At 70.7% G+C, this 16,100-nt stretch carries 14 protein-coding genes; 8 read left to right on the top strand and 6 right to left on the bottom strand.

Annotated elements, in window-relative coordinates; translation table 11 throughout:
* Positions 1 to 30: 30 nt before the first annotated feature.
* The 3 genes from ABZS61_RS16425 to ABZS61_RS16415 all read left to right on the top strand — a co-directional run bounded on the left by ABZS61_RS16425 (position 31) and on the right by ABZS61_RS16415 (position 1,557).
* A complete protein-coding gene (locus ABZS61_RS16425; RefSeq protein ID WP_356420580.1) occupies positions 31 to 528 on the top strand; it encodes a hypothetical protein in 498 nt (165 codons plus the stop codon).
* A 61-nt stretch (positions 529 to 589) separates the two neighbouring features.
* Positions 590 to 1,102, top strand: a complete 513-nt coding sequence (locus ABZS61_RS16420) for a hypothetical protein (RefSeq protein ID WP_356420577.1) — start codon at positions 590 to 592, stop codon at positions 1,100 to 1,102.
* 98 nt (positions 1,103 to 1,200) lie between these two features.
* A complete protein-coding gene (locus ABZS61_RS16415; RefSeq protein ID WP_356420574.1) occupies positions 1,201 to 1,557 on the top strand; it encodes a DUF4333 domain-containing protein in 357 nt (118 codons plus the stop codon).
* 81 nt (positions 1,558 to 1,638) lie between these two features.
* On the opposite strand, the gene ABZS61_RS16410 is transcribed toward ABZS61_RS16415, so the two are convergent.
* Positions 1,639 to 2,352 (bottom strand): 3'-5' exonuclease, encoded by a 714-nt coding sequence (locus ABZS61_RS16410; RefSeq protein ID WP_356420571.1) that lies wholly within the window; start codon positions 2,350 to 2,352, stop codon positions 1,639 to 1,641.
* 78 nt (positions 2,353 to 2,430) lie between these two features.
* Complete coding sequence (locus ABZS61_RS16405) at positions 2,431 to 3,663, bottom strand: SAV2148 family HEPN domain-containing protein (protein WP_356420568.1); 1,233 nt, start codon at positions 3,661 to 3,663, stop codon at positions 2,431 to 2,433.
* 544 nt (positions 3,664 to 4,207) lie between these two features.
* Here ABZS61_RS16405 and glgX point away from each other — a divergent pair.
* Together glgX and treY are read left to right on the top strand one after the other, a co-directional pair.
* Positions 4,208 to 6,370, top strand: coding sequence for a glycogen debranching protein GlgX (gene glgX / locus ABZS61_RS16400; RefSeq protein WP_356420564.1), 2,163 nt, complete (start codon positions 4,208 to 4,210; stop codon positions 6,368 to 6,370).
* 97 nt (positions 6,371 to 6,467) lie between these two features.
* Positions 6,468 to 8,876 (top strand): malto-oligosyltrehalose synthase, encoded by a 2,409-nt coding sequence (gene treY / locus ABZS61_RS16395; protein ID WP_356420561.1) that lies wholly within the window; start codon positions 6,468 to 6,470, stop codon positions 8,874 to 8,876.
* Positions 8,877 to 8,980: 104 nt separating this feature from the next.
* On the opposite strand, the gene ABZS61_RS16390 is transcribed toward treY, so the two are convergent.
* Positions 8,981 to 9,547 (bottom strand): DUF1707 and FHA domain-containing protein, encoded by a 567-nt coding sequence (locus ABZS61_RS16390; protein ID WP_329206252.1) that lies wholly within the window; start codon positions 9,545 to 9,547, stop codon positions 8,981 to 8,983.
* A 164-nt stretch (positions 9,548 to 9,711) separates the two neighbouring features.
* Here ABZS61_RS16390 and ABZS61_RS16385 point away from each other — a divergent pair, with 164 nt between their 5' ends.
* Both ABZS61_RS16385 and ABZS61_RS16380 read left to right on the top strand, forming a co-directional pair.
* Positions 9,712 to 10,671, top strand: a complete 960-nt coding sequence (locus ABZS61_RS16385) for a GNAT family N-acetyltransferase (RefSeq protein WP_356420557.1) — start codon at positions 9,712 to 9,714, stop codon at positions 10,669 to 10,671.
* A gap of 190 nt (positions 10,672 to 10,861) precedes the next feature.
* Entirely contained in the window at positions 10,862 to 11,773 is a 912-nt protein-coding gene (locus ABZS61_RS16380) for a GNAT family N-acetyltransferase (RefSeq protein ID WP_356420554.1), read from the top strand.
* A gap of 22 nt (positions 11,774 to 11,795) precedes the next feature.
* On the opposite strand, the gene ABZS61_RS16375 is transcribed toward ABZS61_RS16380, so the two are convergent.
* From ABZS61_RS16375 to ABZS61_RS16365, 3 genes are all read right to left on the bottom strand, one after another.
* Positions 11,796 to 13,154, bottom strand: coding sequence for a GH1 family beta-glucosidase (locus tag ABZS61_RS16375; protein WP_356420551.1), 1,359 nt, complete (start codon positions 13,152 to 13,154; stop codon positions 11,796 to 11,798).
* A gap of 228 nt (positions 13,155 to 13,382) precedes the next feature.
* On the bottom strand, positions 13,383 to 14,387 hold the full coding sequence (locus ABZS61_RS16370; RefSeq protein ID WP_356420548.1) for an NADP-dependent oxidoreductase: 1,005 nt from the start codon (positions 14,385 to 14,387) through the stop codon (positions 13,383 to 13,385).
* Positions 14,388 to 14,658: 271 nt separating this feature from the next.
* Entirely contained in the window at positions 14,659 to 15,345 is a 687-nt protein-coding gene (locus tag ABZS61_RS16365; RefSeq protein ID WP_356420545.1) for an SDR family oxidoreductase, read from the bottom strand.
* A 112-nt stretch (positions 15,346 to 15,457) separates the two neighbouring features.
* On the opposite strand from ABZS61_RS16365, the gene ABZS61_RS16360 reads away from it, so the two are divergent.
* Positions 15,458 to 16,039 (top strand): TetR/AcrR family transcriptional regulator, encoded by a 582-nt coding sequence (locus tag ABZS61_RS16360; protein ID WP_356420542.1) that lies wholly within the window; start codon positions 15,458 to 15,460, stop codon positions 16,037 to 16,039.
* The last annotated feature ends 61 nt before the right edge of the window (positions 16,040 to 16,100 follow it).

The raw sequence follows: 16,100 nt of genomic DNA, 5'->3' as shown, positions 1-16,100 counted from the left end.
AGCACACCGTTGCCGTAAGGAGAGACCGGGATGACCACCACCCTGCCCGTACCTGTCGCGTTCGAGCTGCCTGACGGCTGGCGCGCCACACCGCCGGACGGAGTGGGCGCGACGGGCTCGGCCTTCGTCGCGCTGCACCCGCACCCGGACGAGGGTTTCACCGCGAACATCACGATCGACGGCGAGTTCCGCCCGGACGAGGCGACGCTCCCCGAGATCGCCGACGAATCGGTGGAGAACCTGCGCCGGTCGGCCGCGTCGGTCGAGATCGTGGAACGCCGCGAGGTCGGTTCCGAGGACGCTCCGGGACTCACCCAGACCCTTGCCGTCTCGGCTGTCGCCGGCGGCGCGCTCCGCAACCTCGTGCAGTCGCAGGTGTATCTGTCCCTGCTGGACGTCGCGGATCCGAGCAAGCGGGCGGTCATCCGTCTGATCCTGACGGTGACCGCGTCCCAGCACTCCGCCGTCCTGGAGGACTTCCGGGACTTCGTGCGCACGGTCCGCCCGGACACCGACACGGCTTCCTAGGACGTCCCACCGGAACGGCCCCTCCTTGCCCCCGCAATCCGACCCCTCATAGGTTGACCTCATGGGATTCTTCGACATGCTGACCGGAACCAAGCGCCCCGAGGACGGGGTCGTGCCACGATCGGCCGAGGAGTTGCGGACAGCCCTGCTCGGTCTGAACGGGCCTGATGTCCCGTACATCATCAGCGACGGTGCGGCGCACGGGGCCGATCTGGTGGCGGAGTGGCGGATCGCCGAGCCCGCCTGGCAGACCTTCTTCATCGGGTCCCAGCTGACGCACGCCATCCGGATCCGGATGCGCCTGGCCGAGGACGTCCCCGAGGTGCGTGCCATCGAGGAGCAGTGGGAGGTCACCCGCGTCGGGAATCCTCCGCGGCTCCAGACTTCGGCGGAGTACGGGCGCGGTGCGGGCAGGACCGTCTCCCGGCGGTATTCGCTCCAGCGGGGAGAGAGCGGCCGCCTCGAAGCGACGGAGACGTTCAGCTTCGACAGCGCGCAGCTGACCGGCCCCCTGCGGAACACCGCCGTCCAAGCGGGCTGGACCTGGCGCGGATTGCTCTTCGGCAAGCTCTGAGCGGGCGGGCGCCGGCGTCTCCGGCCGCCTCCCGGCAGTACGGTGCCGCGTATGATTCCGGCATCTCCCTCTCCTGATAACCCGGAACGGACTCCCCCATGCCCATAGCCCGCTTGACCACAGCAGCGACGTGGAGCCTCTCAGCCGCGGCAGCCGGCGTGCTGCTCGTCGGCTGCTCGGGGTCGGTCAGTGTCGGAAGCTCCGATCCGAAGCTGTCCTCGGACAAGCTGGCCGACACGGTCGCCGAGAAGCTCGCCAGCACGACGGGCCAGCCGAAGCCGGACATCACCTGTCCCGAGGACCTCGCCGGGAAGGTCGGCACCACCACCCGCTGCACGCTCACGGCGAAGGACGGCAGCACGCTGGGCGTGTCGGTCAAGGTCACCTCGGTCGAGGGAGACAAGATCAACTTCGACATCAAGGCCGACGACACGCCTTCCCCGGCCACCAACTGACCTCCGGCCCTCCACAGCCACGGCATCGGATCATCCGCACACGCGAACACGCCCTCTCCCGGACAGCGGCGACCGCCTGAGTCATCGCATCCGGGGGATGAGCGGCCAGGCCGGTTCGACGACCGCCGCGGGATCCGCGGTGCGCCGCAGATAGGCCTGCAGGGAGAGCGACTGCTCGGCCGCCGCGTGCACCTGGAGTCCGTGCAGGTCCTCCAACGGCATCACTCCGACGGGCTCGTGCTTCTCCCCCATGCGTCGCACCACGCGGGCGGCGGCCACGGCGTCCGCCCGCGCGTCGTGTGCGTCGTCGAGCGTCACCCCGTAATGAGCACACAGCGCGTGGAGGGCCCGCTTCCCCTTCCGGTACTTGTCGACGTGCTTGTCGATCACCAAAGGATCGATGACGGGCGAAGGTGCGTCGCCCAGCCGCTCGCTGACCGAATCGACGCCGTGCCGCAGGCACTCACGGTCGAGCAGGGACAGGTCGTAGCGCGCGTTCATCACCACCAGCGGCGTCCCCGAGCGCAGCCCGTCCGCGACAGCCCGGGCGATCTCCTCGATCGCGGAGGCGGCCGGCAGCCCGTGCTCGCGGGCGCGTTCCGTCGAGATGCCGTGGATCGCCGATGCCTGCTCGGGTATGGCCACACCGGGATCCAGCAGCCAGGTGCGCTCCTCCGAGATGGATCCGTCCGCCTCCAGCCGGACGACCGCCGCCGTCACGATCCGGTCGGTCTCGACATCCGTCCCCGTGGTCTCCAGGTCGAACGACATCAACGGGCCGCTGATCCAGCTCACTCCCGTACCTCCTTCTGTGGTGCTTTCCCCCAAGTGATGAACACCTTCGCACGCACCACTGACAACACGGGTGGAGCGTCAGGAGACCGGCCGGGAGTCCGTCCACACCGACTCGAACTCCTCGCGGTACGTCTCGAAGAGGCCGTGCTCGCTGTCCTGCCCCGCGCGGACGACCGCACGCCCGCCGCCCCGCAGCACCAGTACGGGCGCCTCCATGCCTCGTGCGCGCCGCAGGTACGGCTGGATGACCCCCACGGCGTCCGGCCCGTCGCCGTCCACCAGGTAGGCCGTGAAGCGCGGCGTCTCGTCGAAGACCTGGATCTGGAAGGCGCCCGGATCGCGGAGCTTGGAGCGGACCCGGCGCATATGGAGGATGTTCATCTCCACGGAGCGGCTCAGCTCGCCCTTCTTGAGGCCCAGTTCCCGCTCCCTGCGCTTGACCGCGCTGCTCGCCGGGTTGATGAACAGCAGCCGGACCCGGCAGCCCGACTCGGCGAGGCGGACCAGCCGGCGCCCGGAGAAGTTCTGCACGAGCAGGTTGAGCCCTATGCCGATCGCGTCCAGCCTGCGTGCGCCGCCGAACAGGTCCTCGGCCGGCAGCTGGCGCTGGAGCCGCACCCGGTCCGGGTGGACGGAGACGACGTCGGCGTACCGGTCGCCGACCAGTTCCTCGACGGCGTCGACGGGCAGCCGGTCGGCGGAAGGGACCGCCGCGCCGCTGCCGAGGATCTCCAGGAGCCGGGCGGAGGCCCGCTCGGCCTGGGCCAGGACCGCCTCGTTCAGCGCCCGGTTGCGGGAGACGACGTTGCGCGCCACCTCCAGCTCGTCCAGAGCGAGCTCCACCTCGCGGCGGTCGTCGAAGTACGGCTCGAAGCACGGCCAGTGCTGGACCATCAGCTCACGCAGCTGCGGCAGCGTGAGGAAGCTGAGGACGTTGTCGTCGGCCGGGTCGAGCAGGTACCCCTTGCGGCGCGAGACCTCGCGGACCGCGACGGCGCGCTGCACCCACTCCTGCCCGGCGGGTCCCGCCGCGGCCACCACCCAGTCCTCGCCGTGCACCGGCTCGTAGATCGGCCGGATCACGGCGGCGACCACGGCACGCAGCCGCTGTTCCACCAGATTCAGCCAGATGTACGCCCGCCCGGCGCGCTGCGCCCGTGTGCGCACCTCGTTCCAGGCGTCCGCGCCCCAGTCCAGTTCCGCACCGATCTCCATGGGCTGCGCCAGGGACACCGCCCCCGGCGGGGCATCGGTCGATTCCCCCTCGTGACCTGCGTCACCTGGGGGCAGCTCGAACCCGCCCGAGCTCACCCGCGTACCGCCTTCCACTCCCCCACCAACGATCAAGGAAGGGTACTCCGGGACCGGGATCCGGTGCAGCCGGATGCACAGGCTCCTTACTCAACTCCCCTATGACACAGGCTTGTTCCCGACGGCAGGTTCGGGTGGAGTGAGACGGTTCATAGGGGTTAGGCACCCCCGCGCATGCCACATACCGGACGGCCGCCTCCCCCTGTTACCCGCGGTCCCTGTACGGGCGACACCGAAGTGTCCGAAGTTGACCGGTCCGGCGGGGCGCGGGCCGACCGGACCCGGCCGCACCGGTCGACGTACTAGGTAGGCGCACTTCTTTCGGGGAGTATTCGGGTCAATAGGACCGGCCGGCACATGGGGGTGGAAGAAGGAGCGGGGGCTGGGTGCGTGCAGCTGCAAGGCGGAGGATCGAGGCAACGCGGAGCGTTGTTGATTGACGACAGCGCCGCAGATGTGCGTGCCCAGCCCCGCGACGCCGCCCCCCATGTGCCGGCCGGTCTAAGCCCGCAGCACCCGGATCAGAAGTGGAAGAGTCCTATCTATGCAGGTCTGGCCGGGACAGGCGTATCCCCTCGGTGCCACGTACGACGGCGCCGGGACCAACTTCGCGGTCTTCTCGGAGGCCGCCGACCGAATCGAGTTGTGCCTGCTGCACGACGACGGTTCAGAAACGGCGGTGGAGCTCCGCGAGACCGATGCCTTCGTCCGTCACGCCTACCTGCCCGGAGTGATGCCGGGTCAGCGGTACGGCTTCCGGGTGCACGGCCCGTACGAGCCGCAGCGCGGGCAGCGCTGCAATTCGGCGAAGCTGCTCCTCGATCCGTACGCGCGTGCGATCTCCGGGAAGATCAAGTGGGGCGAGGCGGTGTACGGCTACCCCTTCGGCAGGCCCGACGCGCGCAACGACCTGGACTCCGCACCGCACACCATGAGCTCCGTGGTGGTGAACCCGTACTTCGACTGGGGCGACGACCGCCGCCCCCGCACCGACTACCACCGCACGGTGATCTACGAGGCCCATGTGAAGGGCCTGACGATGCTTCACCCGGGCCTGCCCGAGGAGCTGCGCGGCACCTACGCCGGGCTCGCCCACCCGGAGATCATCGCCCACCTCACCGAGCTCGGTGTCACGGCGATCGAGCTGATGCCGGTGCACCAGTTCGTCCAGGACCACCGTCTGGCCGACGCGGGCCTCGCCAACTACTGGGGCTACAACACCATCGGGTTCTTCGCCCCGCACAACGCGTACGCCTCCTGGGGCGACCGCGGCGAGCAGGTACTCGAGTTCAAACAGGCCGTGCGGGCGCTCCACCAGGCCGGCATCGAGGTGATCCTCGATGTCGTCTACAACCACACCGCCGAAGGCAATCACCTGGGTCCGACGCTCTCGTTCCGGGGTCTGGACAACGCCTCGTACTACCGGCTGGCGGACGACCAGCGGTACTACATGGACACCACGGGCACCGGGAACTCCCTGCTGATGCGGTCGCCGCACGTGCTGCAGCTGATCATGGACTCCCTGCGGTACTGGGTGACCGAGATGCATGTGGACGGCTTCCGCTTCGATCTCGCCGCGACACTGGCACGCCAGTTCCACGAGGTGGACCGGCTGTCGTCGTTCTTCGACCTGGTGCAGCAGGATCCGGTGGTCAGCCAGGTGAAGCTCATCGCCGAGCCGTGGGACGTGGGCGAGGGCGGCTACCAGGTGGGCAACTTCCCGCCGCTGTGGACCGAGTGGAACGGCAAGTACCGCGACACGGTGCGGGACCTGTGGCGGGGCGAGCCCCGGACGCTCGCGGAGTTCGCCGGGCGCCTCACCGGGTCCTCCGACCTGTACCAGGACGACGGCAGACGTCCTCTGGCCTCCATCAACTTCACCACCTGCCACGACGGCTTCACACTGAACGACCTGGTGTCGTACAACGACAAGCGCAACGATGCGAACGGCGAGGGCAACCGGGACGGCGAGAGCCACAACCGTTCCTGGAACTGCGGTGCGGAGGGCGAGACCGAGGACAAGGAGGTCCAGGAGCTGCGCAGCCGTCAGATGCGCAACTTCATCGCCACGCTGATGCTCTCCCAGGGCGTCCCGATGCTGAGCCACGGCGACGAGTTCGCCCGCACCCAGCGGGGCAACAACAACGCGTACTGCCAGGACAACGAGCTCGCGTGGGTCCACTGGCCCGATCCGGCCGCCGCGGTCGCACAGGACGGCGACGGCGACGGCGCGGGCACCGGCGGCACGGACACGAGTCTGCTGGAGTTCACCCGGGCCATGGTCTGGCTGCGCCGTGACCACCCGGTCTTCAGACGCAGGCGCTTCTTCCACGGCCGCCCGGTGGAGGGCACCCACGACGAGCTCTCCGACATCGCCTGGTTCACCCCCAGGGGTGAGGAGATGACCCAGCGGGACTGGCAGGCCGCACACGCCAGGGCCATGACGGTCTTCCTGAACGGCCGTGCGATCTCGGAGCCGGGACCGCGCGGCGAGCGGATCTCCGACGACTCGTTCCTGCTGATGTTCAACGCGGGCGCCGACACACTGGAGTTCGCCGTTCCGATGAACCACGGGAGACAGTGGCAGGTCGTCGTGGACACGGGCATCCCGGACGGAGTGGCGCCGGGTGCGGGTCCCAAGGTGTCCGCGGGTGACCGGGTGACGCTCATCGGGCGCAGCCTGACGGTGCTCAAGCGTCCGGCGTAGGCCAATGGTGTGCCCGGGGCGACCCGGGCACCGCCGGTGGAGCCCTGGTACGTGGTCGGGTGACACAGAAGCCGTCAGGCTGGGTACGTACGTGTCCATGACGCCCACCGCCACGTACCGGCTCCAGCTCCAACCGGACTTCCCGTTCGCCGCCGCCGGACAAGCCGTGCCGTACATCGCCGCGCTCGGCGTCTCCCATCTGCACCTGTCGCCCGTCCTGGAGGCCGTGCCCGGCTCCGGGCACGGCTACGACGTCGTCGACCACGCCCGGGTGCGGGCCGAGCTCGGCGGGGAGGAGGGGCTGCGGCAGCTGGCCGCCACGGCACGCGCGCACGGTCTCGGACTGATCCTGGACATCGTGCCCAACCACATGGCCGCCGCACCCCGGCACAACCGGCAGTTGTGGGAGGTACTGCGCGAGGGACCGCTGTCGCCGTACGCCCACTGGTTCGACATCGACTGGGCGGCGGGAGGCGGCAAGGTGCTGCTGCCCGTGCTCGCGGGGCGGATCGGCGAAGAGGCCGGCCGCTTCGAGGTCGGCGCCCGCGACGACGGCTCACCGGTGCTCCGCTACGGCGACCAGGAGTTCCCGCTGCGCGCGGGCACCGCGGAACTGCCCCTGCCGGAACTCCTCGCCGCCCAGCACTACCGGCTCGCCTGGTGGCGGCTGGCCCGCACGGAGCTCAACTACCGGCGGTTCTTCACCATCTCCGAACTGATCGGCGTCCGTGTCGAGCACCCGGATGTGTTCGCCGCCACCCACGGCAAGGTCCTGGAACTGGTCGGTGAGGGGGTCCTCGACGGTCTGCGCATCGACCATCCGGACGGCCTCGCCGACCCCGCCGCGTACCTGGAGCGGCTCGGCGGGGCGACCGGCGGGCGGTGGACCGTGGTCGAGAAGATCCTCACCGGAACCGAACCCCTGCCCGCCGGCTGGGCGGTCGCGGGGACGACCGGCTACGACGCGCTGCACCGGATCGACGGTCTGTTCACCGATCCGACGGGCGCGGCGGACATGCTCGGCCGCTACCGCGACTTCGCGGGCCCGCCCGGCGACCGCGGCGGCTACTGGACCGCGACCGTCCGTCGGGCGGCGTACCGCGTCGTCACCCATGAGCTCGCCGCGGAGACGGAGTGGCTGACCCGCCTCGCCGTGCAGGCGTGCTCCGGGGATCCCGCACTCGAGGACCACGCCCCGTGGGCCCTGCACACGGCGGTGCGCGAACTGCTCGTCCGGGTCCCGGTCTACCGTCCGTACGTCACGGCGGGCGGCCCGCTCACGGAGGTCGCGGAGTCGGCGCTTCCGGCCGAGGCGGTCCAGGAGGCCAGAGCGGTCTTCTCCGTACCGCAGGAGGCGGCGGCCGTGGAGGTGGTGCGGGATCTGGCGCTGGGCCGGCTCGGTGACGGGCCGGAACACACGGCCTTCTGCGCCCGGTTCGCCCAGACGGCGTCCGCGCTGCACGCCAAGTCGGTGGAGGACACCGCGTTCTACCGCTACGTTCCGCTGATCTCGGCGACCGAGGTGGGCGGCGATCCCGGACGGCCGGCGGTGAGCCCGGAGGAGTTCCACGCCTTCTGCGCCCGGCTCTCCCGCGACTGGCCGGCCACCGGCACGGTGCTGACCACGCACGACACCAAGCGCAGCGGGGACGTACGTGCCCGGATCGCGGTTCTGTCGGAGTGCCCCGAGCGGTGGGCCTCGCTGGTGGCGCAGCTGGCCAGGGCGACGACCGTGTCCGCGCCGGACCCTCAGCTGGCGTGGCAGGCCTGGCAGTCGGCGTACGGCTGCGCGAGCCTGCCGACCGGGGAGATGACGGGCCGGCTGGAGCCGGCCCTGCTGAAGTCCGTACGGGAGGCGGGCCTGTTCACCAGCTGGACGGAGCCGGATCCGGCGTACGAACATGCGGTGAGCGAATTTGTCGCGGCGGGTCCGGGCGCCGACACGGGCCAGGCGCGGGCGATGATGACGCGGTTCGCCGACACCCTCGCCCCCTTCGTGCGGGCCAATGTGCTGGGTGCGGCGCTGGTGCATCTGACGATGCCGGGCGTGCCCGATCTGTACCAGGGCACGGAGCGGGAGTACATCGCCCTGGTCGACCCCGACAACCGCCGGCCCTTCAGCCGGCCTCCCGCCGACGTGCCCGACGAGAAGGCCGGTCTGACGGTGGCGGCGTTGGGGCTGCGGCGGGAGCGGCCCGGGCTCTTCGGCGAGTCGGGCACGTACGCCCCGCTGGCGGCACACGGGCCGGCCGCCGCCCACTGTCTGGCGTTCTGCCGCTCGGGCGAGGCCGTCACGGCCGTGACCAGGCTCTCGCTGAGGCTCGAGGAGGAGGGCGGCTGGGGCGATACGGCGCTGACGTTGCCCGACGCGGGCCCGTGGCACGACCTGCTGTCCCCCGGCCGGGAGTTCACGGGGACCACGGTCGCGGTGGCCGAGCTCTTCGCCGAACGGCCGGTGGCGCTGCTCGTGAAGGCCGCGGAGGGAGAGCCCGCGGACCGCGTCTGAGCCGCGCCCCCTTCAGGTCGGGGGGTCCGGGAAGTGGGCCGGGTCCCTCGGGCTCGGGGGCGGGTCCCTCGGGCTCGGGGGCGGGCAAGGGGGCGGAGAGCCCCTCAGGCCGGGGGTCCGGGAAGGGGGGCGGAGAGCCGGAAGGTCATCCGGCCGAAGCTCACCTGGTCGCCGTCGCGCACGGCGGCCGATCCGATGACCCGCTGGCCGTTGACGCATGTGCCGTTCGTCGAACCGAGGTCGCGCAGGATCCAACGGCTTCCGTGCGCGGTCAGTTCGGCGTGCAGCCGCGACACAGTCTCGTGGCTGAGCCGCAGTCCGTTGCCCGGGTCCCGGCCGATGCGCAGCGGGTGCGGTCCCGGCACGGGCAGCAGCAGTTTGGGCAGCCGCTCGGACTGCCAGGCCCTGCGCACCCCGGCGGGGAAGGCGGAGACACCGCCCACCGCACGGAAGAGCCTGCGGGACCAGCGCCCGCGGGTCTCCAGGTCGGAGGTGAGCGCCGCCAGCTCCTCGGAGCGCCGGGCTGTCAGGGCCAGTTCCATGCGTCGCAGGAAGGTGTCGTGGGACAGCTTCCCCTGCGCCGCGCCGTCTCTGAGCACACCGAGGACACGGTCGCGCTGGGCGTCGGACAGCCGCGCGGGGTACGTGTAGGGCTCGAAGGAGGACGTCACAGTACCGATTGTCGGGCCGAGAGGCCTGGGGTGTCCAGAAGGAGCCCGGTTCCGGCCGTTCTGACCTGCGGGGCGGCGGATAAATACCGCACACCGGCCGCACGGATGTTGTTATCGTCGCCCGCTGCCTCCTTCGGGCGGCCTCACCGCACCCAGGAGCCTTTGTGACCCTTGCATCAACGGAACTGACCATCCGTCCGCTCACCGGAGCGGACGAGCTCGGTCTCTTCTGCCGTCTTCCGTACGTCCTCGACCACGAGCTCGCCGACGACCTCGCCACCGGCCGCCGCCGCCCCGAGTGGATGTGGGTGGCCCTGCGGGGCGACCGTCCCGTGGCCCGGATCGCCTGGTGGACGGGCCAGGACGGCGGTACCCCGCAGTTCCTGGACTTCTTCGACCTGGACGACACCCTGCCGGAGCCGGAGCGCGGCGCGATCGGGCTGAAGCTGCTGGAGACGGCGACCGCCGCGGTCGTGCCCGCCGGGGCCGTCCGGCCCGAGTACGGCCGCTACATCCCGCCGGACTGGCGCGAGGACCCGGCGGCTCGCGATGTCGTCGAGGCCCGGATACGGGTCATGGAGGCGAGCGGCGCCCGGATGCTGGTCGAGCGGCTGCGCCTGGAGTGGCGCGCCGGCACGCCCGTGCCCGAGGACACCGGCCGGCTGGTGTTCCGCCCGGTCACCGGACGCGAGGACCTCGTGGCCCTGATGACCCCGGTGATGGCGGGCACCCTGGACGCACACGGCCAGGCGGACCTGGCGTCCGGCCTGAGTGCCCGCGAGGCCGCGGAGAAGCAGTACGACGAGGAGTTCGCGGGTCTCAGGACTCCGCAGGAGTGGTGGCGTATCGCGGAGCTGCCGGACGGCGAGGCGGTCGGCTTCGTCATTCCGGCCCGCAACAACTACCACCCCATGATCGCGTACATCGGGGTGCTGCCGGCGCACCGCGGGCACGGGTACATCGACGACATCCTGGCCGAGGGCACCAGGGTGCTCGCCGCGCAGGACGTGGAGCGCATCAGGGCGAGCACCGACGTCGGGAACGTCCCGATGGCGAAGTCGTTCGAGCGCCTGGGCTACGTCAACTTCGAGCGCTCCTTCGACATGGTGTGGGACCGGCCGTAAAACGGGTGGACGAGGAAGGCTCGGGGACCGTACCGTCGGTGCGGAACCCAGGCCCCGGATGCGGAAGGAGGCGAGTCGGATGCGTACAGCTTCGTTCCCGCGCTCCCGTCCCGTCCGCAGGGCGGTGTCGGACTCGGTCTGACCGGGAGCGCACCACGCTTCTCGTCACGAGTCCCCGGAGGACACACCCATGACCGATACGGTCATCCGCGCGCTCACCCAGAGCGACGCACACCTTTTCGATTCCCTGCAGGCCCCCTGCCTCGTCGGCCGCGCCGCGTTCGGCCACCGCTACGCCACTGTTCACGACGGCGGTGAGTACCGCCCCGAGTGGACGTGGGTCGCTCTGCGCGACGGGGTCGTCATCGCCAGGGCGGCCTGGTGGGGCGGCCCCGACGACACCGAGCCCGTGCTGATCAACTACTTCGACTTCGCCGAGGGCGAGGAGGAGGCGGCCGCCGAACTGCTGCGCCGGGCACCGTGGTCGGTCGAGTACGAGCTGATCGTGCCGGCCGGCTGGCGGGACACCCCCGAGGTGCGGGCAGCCGCGGGGGCACGGATCGCCGCGGCCGAGTCGGCCGGTATGAAGCTGCTGGTCGAGCGCTACCGCTACGAATGGACACCCGAGGACGGCCTGCCCGAGCGGCCCGGCAGGCTCGACTTCCGGGAGGAACCGGATGACGCGGTGATCCTGGACGTCCTGCGGCGGGTCCACACCGTGACCCTGGACGCCCATGCCCGGCGTTCCATCGAGGGCCCGGGCGGCCTCGATCAGGCCGCCCAGGAGGAGCTCGACTTCTTCAACTGGTGCCCCTCACCGCGCTCCTGGTGGCAGCTCGCCCACACCCGGGACGGCAGGCTCGCCGGCATCCACGTCCCGGCGCGTAATCCGGGCGGGCCGTGCGTCGGCTTCATCGGGGTCGTGCCCGAGGCGCGCGGCCACGGCTACGGCTACGACCTGCTCGTGGAGACCACGCACTTCCTGGCCGACCAGGGTGCGACGTCGATCGCGGGCGCGACCGACCGGGGCAACATTCCGATGGCTGCCGCGTTCTCCCGGGCCGGTCACCGCATCGTGCAGGAGCGCATCCACCTGGTGTGAGCCGCCCGCGGACGCCGGGGCGTCAGCCCGTCCCGGCGGCGCGCTGGGCGCTGATCACGTCGCGGTACCAGGCGTACGACTGCTTGGGGGTGCGCCGCAGCGTCTCGTAGTCGATGTGGACAAGACCGAACCGCTTGCTGGCGCCCTCGGTCCACTCCACGTTGTCCGTCAGTGACCAGGTGAAGTAGCCGCGCACGTCGACGCCCGCGTCGATGGCCGTACGCAGCGCCCCCAGGTGCCCTTCCAGGAAGGCGATGCGCCGGCCGTCGGCGACGGGCTCGTCGACCGCGCAGCCGTTCTCCGTGATGTAGACGGGCGGCAGCCGGTCGCCGAAGCGGCTCTGCAGCTCGCCGAGCGTCTCGGCGAGCCCTTCGGGGACGACGGGCCAGCCGAAGTCGGTCGTGTCGTACCCCTCGATCTCCCGGATCCCGAAGGGGAGTTCGGACGGCATCGTGTAGCCGGAGAAGGAGTCCAGCGCCTCGGGCCTCGGGGCGCCCACGAGGGTGGGGTTGTAGTAGTTCACCCCGTACCAGTCGAGCGGCGTCGAGATCACCTTCAGGTCGTCCTCGACCGGGCCCGGCATGAGGGCGGCGAAGCCCTCGTCGGGGTAGCGGCCGGTGAGGACCGGGTCGGCGAAAAGCCAGTTGGTGAGGGTGTCGTAGAGCTCCGCCCCCATGCGGTCCTCCTCGGTCTCCCCCGCGGTCCACACGGGCGTGTGCGAGAGGGCGATGCCGATGTTGTCCGCGCCGGCGGCGCGCAGCGCCCGTACGGCCAGTCCGTGGGCCAGCAGTTGGTGGTGGGCGGCGGGCAGCGCGTCGAACAGGAGGGTGCGTCCGGGCGCGTGCTCGCCGAGTGCGTAGCCGAGCATCGTCACTTCGGCCGGCTCGTTGATGGTGATCCACATGGGTACGCGGTCGGCGAGGCGCTCCGCGACGATGCCCGCGTACTCGGCGAAGCGGTAGGCGGTGTCCCGGTTGAGCCAGCCGCCGGCCTCGTCCAGGGGGAGCGGGGTGTCCCAGTGGTAGAGCGTCGGGGCGGGGGTGATGCCGTGGGCGCAGAGTTCGTCGACGAGCCGGTCGTAGAAGTCCAGCCCCGCGGGGTTGAGCGCTCCGCTGCCGCCCGGTACGACGCGGGGCCAGCTGATGGAGAAGCGGAAGGCGTCCGCGCCGAGTCCGGCGAGCAGGGCGACGTCCTCGCGGTAGTGCTCGTGGAAGCCGGTGCCGCGGGTGGTGTCGGTGCCGTCCTTGATCCGGCCGGGCTGCGCCGCGAAGGCGTCCCAGCCGGAGGGCCCCTTGCCGTCGGCGTCGAACGCCCCTTCGGTCTGGAAAGCGGACGCGGAGGCTCCCCAGAGGAATCCGGGTGGGAACGTCGGCACGGTCATCTCGGCCTCCAGCAGCCGTAAGGGGGATCTTGTTTATCACTCTCCGGGGTGCCACGGCTACTGCCGCCGCGTTGGGCGGTGCCGGACCTGGCCCGCTACGTTTCGAGGAACTCGCGTGCCTGGGCGCCGAATTCGTCGTGGTCCCGGAAGATCCCCCGTGTCCGTGCGCGGCGCCGACCTCGCCCGCCGACAGATCGGTCCGCAGGACGGTCCGGCGAGGGCCTGCCCTCATGTCATCGCGACGACGACCTTGCCTGCTTCCGAACGGCCCTTCTCGACGTACTCCATGGCTTCCCGGGTCTGGTCGAACGGGAAGACACGGTCGACGACGGGACGGATCTTCCCGGCGTCGACGAGCGGCGCGATCGTGCGCAGCTGTTCGCCGCCTGCCTCCATGAACAGGAACGAGTACGTCACGTTGCGGCGCTTCGCACGGCGCCGGATCCGGAAGCTCAGCGCGCTCATCACCAGTCGGAGGATCGCGTTCAGGCCCAGCTCGCGGGCGAAGGCCGCGTCGGGAGGGCCTGCGACACTGATGACCTTCCCGCCGGGCTTGAGTACCTGCAGGGACTTCTTGAGCGTCTCTCCGCCGAGGGTGTCCAGGACGACGTCGTAGCCGTCGAGGACCGTCTCGAAAGCCTGCTTCCGGTAGTCGACGACGACGTCCGCGCCGAGCTCCTTCACCAGTTCGACCTTGGCCGTGCTCGCTGTGGCGGCCACGTGTGCGCCCAGGTGCCTGGCCAGTTGGACCGCGATGGTGCCGACGCCACCGGAACCCCCGTGGATGAGGACCTTCTGACCTGGCTGCACCTGTGCCCGCTCGACCAGCGCCTGCCAAGAGGTCAGGGCGACCAGCGGAAGGGATGCGGCCTCCTCCATGGTGAGTGTGGCCGGTTTGGCCGCCACATCGTCCTGGTGGACGGCGATGAGTTCGGCGAACGTACCGATCCGGTTCTTGTCGGGCCGCGCGTAGACCTCATCGCCCACCGCGAACCGCGTGACGGCCGAGCCCACCTCGACCACCACCCCCGCGAGGTCGTTGCCCAGGATGAGCGGGAGACGGTACGGCAGGATTGCCTTGAAGGCCCCGTCGCGGAGCCTGAGGTCCAACGGGTTGATGCTCGCCGCGTGGATCCGGACCAGGATGTCCTCGACGCCCGCCTGCGGGTCGGGCACGTCACCGGCGCGCACACCGGCCATGTCGCCGTACCGCTCGATCATGAAGGCTTTCATGGTCGCTTCCGTTCTCGTCCGCAAAGGGACGGATCGCAGTCCATCCTGGGCTTCTCCCAGCACGAGACACTTTGTGGTGTTCGCTTCGGTCTCCTGGAGCCCCTCGCCGATGCAACGGGCGGCAATCACGACGCTTCATCTGCCGCGGGCCTCAGGAGCAGCGCCGCTACCGGGAACCTGCCGCACCGCTTTCGGACTTCAGTTCCCCGGGCGTCCGGGGCGAGGACGCAGCCGGCGTCGCCTCCCCTGACGGCACCTGCCGGCGCGTGCCTCACGCCGCATTCGGCGAAGCGGCCAGGCTCTGCCTGACGTACCGGGTGGTCTCGTCGGCGAGGATCTCGGGCAGGCCCAATTCGATGCCGCGCAGCGCCTGGGCGGCGACGTCGGCGGGGTCGGCCTTCTGATCGGCGGGAACGCCCGCGGCCATGTCGGTGTCCATGTATCCGACGTGGAGCGCCGAGACGGTGACGCCACGGGGTGCCAGTTCCTCCCGGGCCGCGTCGGTCAGCGCCCATGCCGCGGCTTTGGCCGCGGCGTAGGACCCGAGGCCTGCCGGGTGCAGCCAGGACAGGACGGACAGGACGTTGAGCACGGCGCCGCCGCCGTTGCCCTCGATGACGGGGGCGAAAGCCCGCGTCACTGCGAGCGGACCGAAGAAGTTCGTCTCCATCTCCAGGCGCACCGCGTCCAGGCCGCCCGCTATCAGCGGCGTGGCGGTGGAGATGCCGGCGTTGTTCACCAGCAGCGTCGCGTCGGATGCGGTGCGGGCCGCGGCCCGCACCGACTCCTGGTCCGTCACGTCCAGCCGCAGCGGGATGACGCCCGGCAGGTCCACCGTCTCGGGCCGGCGGGCCGTCGCGTACACCTTCGCTCCGCTCTCCACGAGCTGAGCGGCCAGATGCCGTCCGAGTCCCCGGTTGGCACCGGTGACTACCGCGATCGCGTCCTTCAGTTCCATGTCTGCTCCCGGCGTAGCGGGCGACGAACAGCCCGCGCTCATTAGATTACGACTACAATCTAAACACGGGTCTAGAATAGATGCCAACCGACATCCAAACGGGAGGTGGCTCATGGGCCGCGTATCGCAGGCACAGGCGGAGGAGAACCGGCGGCGGGTCGTGGAAACCGCCTCCCGGCTGTTCCGGGAACAGGGCACACACGTCAGCGTCGCCGATCTCATGAAGGCGTCCGGCCTGACCCACGGCGGTTTCTACAAGCAGTTCGCCTCCAAGGAGGCGCTCATCGACGAAGCCACCACCCACGCGTTCGACGAGCTCACCCGGCGCCGCGACGACGGCCTCGAGCGGTACGCCGGGCAGCGCGATGCCGCCCAGCGGGCGCTGATCGACACCTACCTCTCCATCGAGCACCGCGACAGCAGGGCGGACGGGTGCCCCACCGCCGCACTCGCCGGCGACATGGCGCGCGAACCCGGAGACCGTGAGGCCCACCGCGTCTACACCGAGGGGGTGGGCGACTTCGCCGAGTGGCTCGCGACCGAGGACCAGGACGGCATCGCCCGGCTGTGCACCATGCTCGGCGCACTCGTCCTGGCCCGGGCCACCAAGGGCTCCCCGCTCTCCGAGGAGATCCTCACCGCCGCACACACGGCGTTGACGGCAACCGATGGAGCAGCACCCGCAGCTCCCTGATCAACGGCCGAGCCCGGCCCGCGGACGGAGGATCCCCACGCGGCCCATCCTCATCCGTACT

Source organism: Streptomyces sp. NPDC005566, assembly GCF_040605575.1.
Taxonomy (GTDB): domain Bacteria; phylum Actinomycetota; class Actinomycetes; order Streptomycetales; family Streptomycetaceae; genus Streptomyces.
This window is presented reverse-complemented; position numbering and strand designations above follow the sequence as displayed.

Coding starts and splice junctions, on each gene's coding strand:
- ABZS61_RS16370 (WP_356420548.1), bottom strand. CDS start 14,387: ATGAAAGCCTTCATGATCGAGCGGTACGGCGACATGGCCGGTGTGCGC.
- ABZS61_RS16360 (WP_356420542.1), top strand. CDS start 15,458: ATGGGCCGCGTATCGCAGGCACAGGCGGAGGAGAACCGGCGGCGGGTC.
- glgX (WP_356420564.1), top strand. CDS start 4,208: ATGCAGGTCTGGCCGGGACAGGCGTATCCCCTCGGTGCCACGTACGAC.
- ABZS61_RS16420 (WP_356420577.1), top strand. CDS start 590: ATGGGATTCTTCGACATGCTGACCGGAACCAAGCGCCCCGAGGACGGG.
- ABZS61_RS16415 (WP_356420574.1), top strand. CDS start 1,201: ATGCCCATAGCCCGCTTGACCACAGCAGCGACGTGGAGCCTCTCAGCC.
- ABZS61_RS16380 (WP_356420554.1), top strand. CDS start 10,862: ATGACCGATACGGTCATCCGCGCGCTCACCCAGAGCGACGCACACCTT.
- treY (WP_356420561.1), top strand. CDS start 6,468: ATGACGCCCACCGCCACGTACCGGCTCCAGCTCCAACCGGACTTCCCG.
- ABZS61_RS16375 (WP_356420551.1), bottom strand. CDS start 13,154: ATGACCGTGCCGACGTTCCCACCCGGATTCCTCTGGGGAGCCTCCGCG.
- ABZS61_RS16365 (WP_356420545.1), bottom strand. CDS start 15,345: ATGGAACTGAAGGACGCGATCGCGGTAGTCACCGGTGCCAACCGGGGA.
- ABZS61_RS16425 (WP_356420580.1), top strand. CDS start 31: ATGACCACCACCCTGCCCGTACCTGTCGCGTTCGAGCTGCCTGACGGC.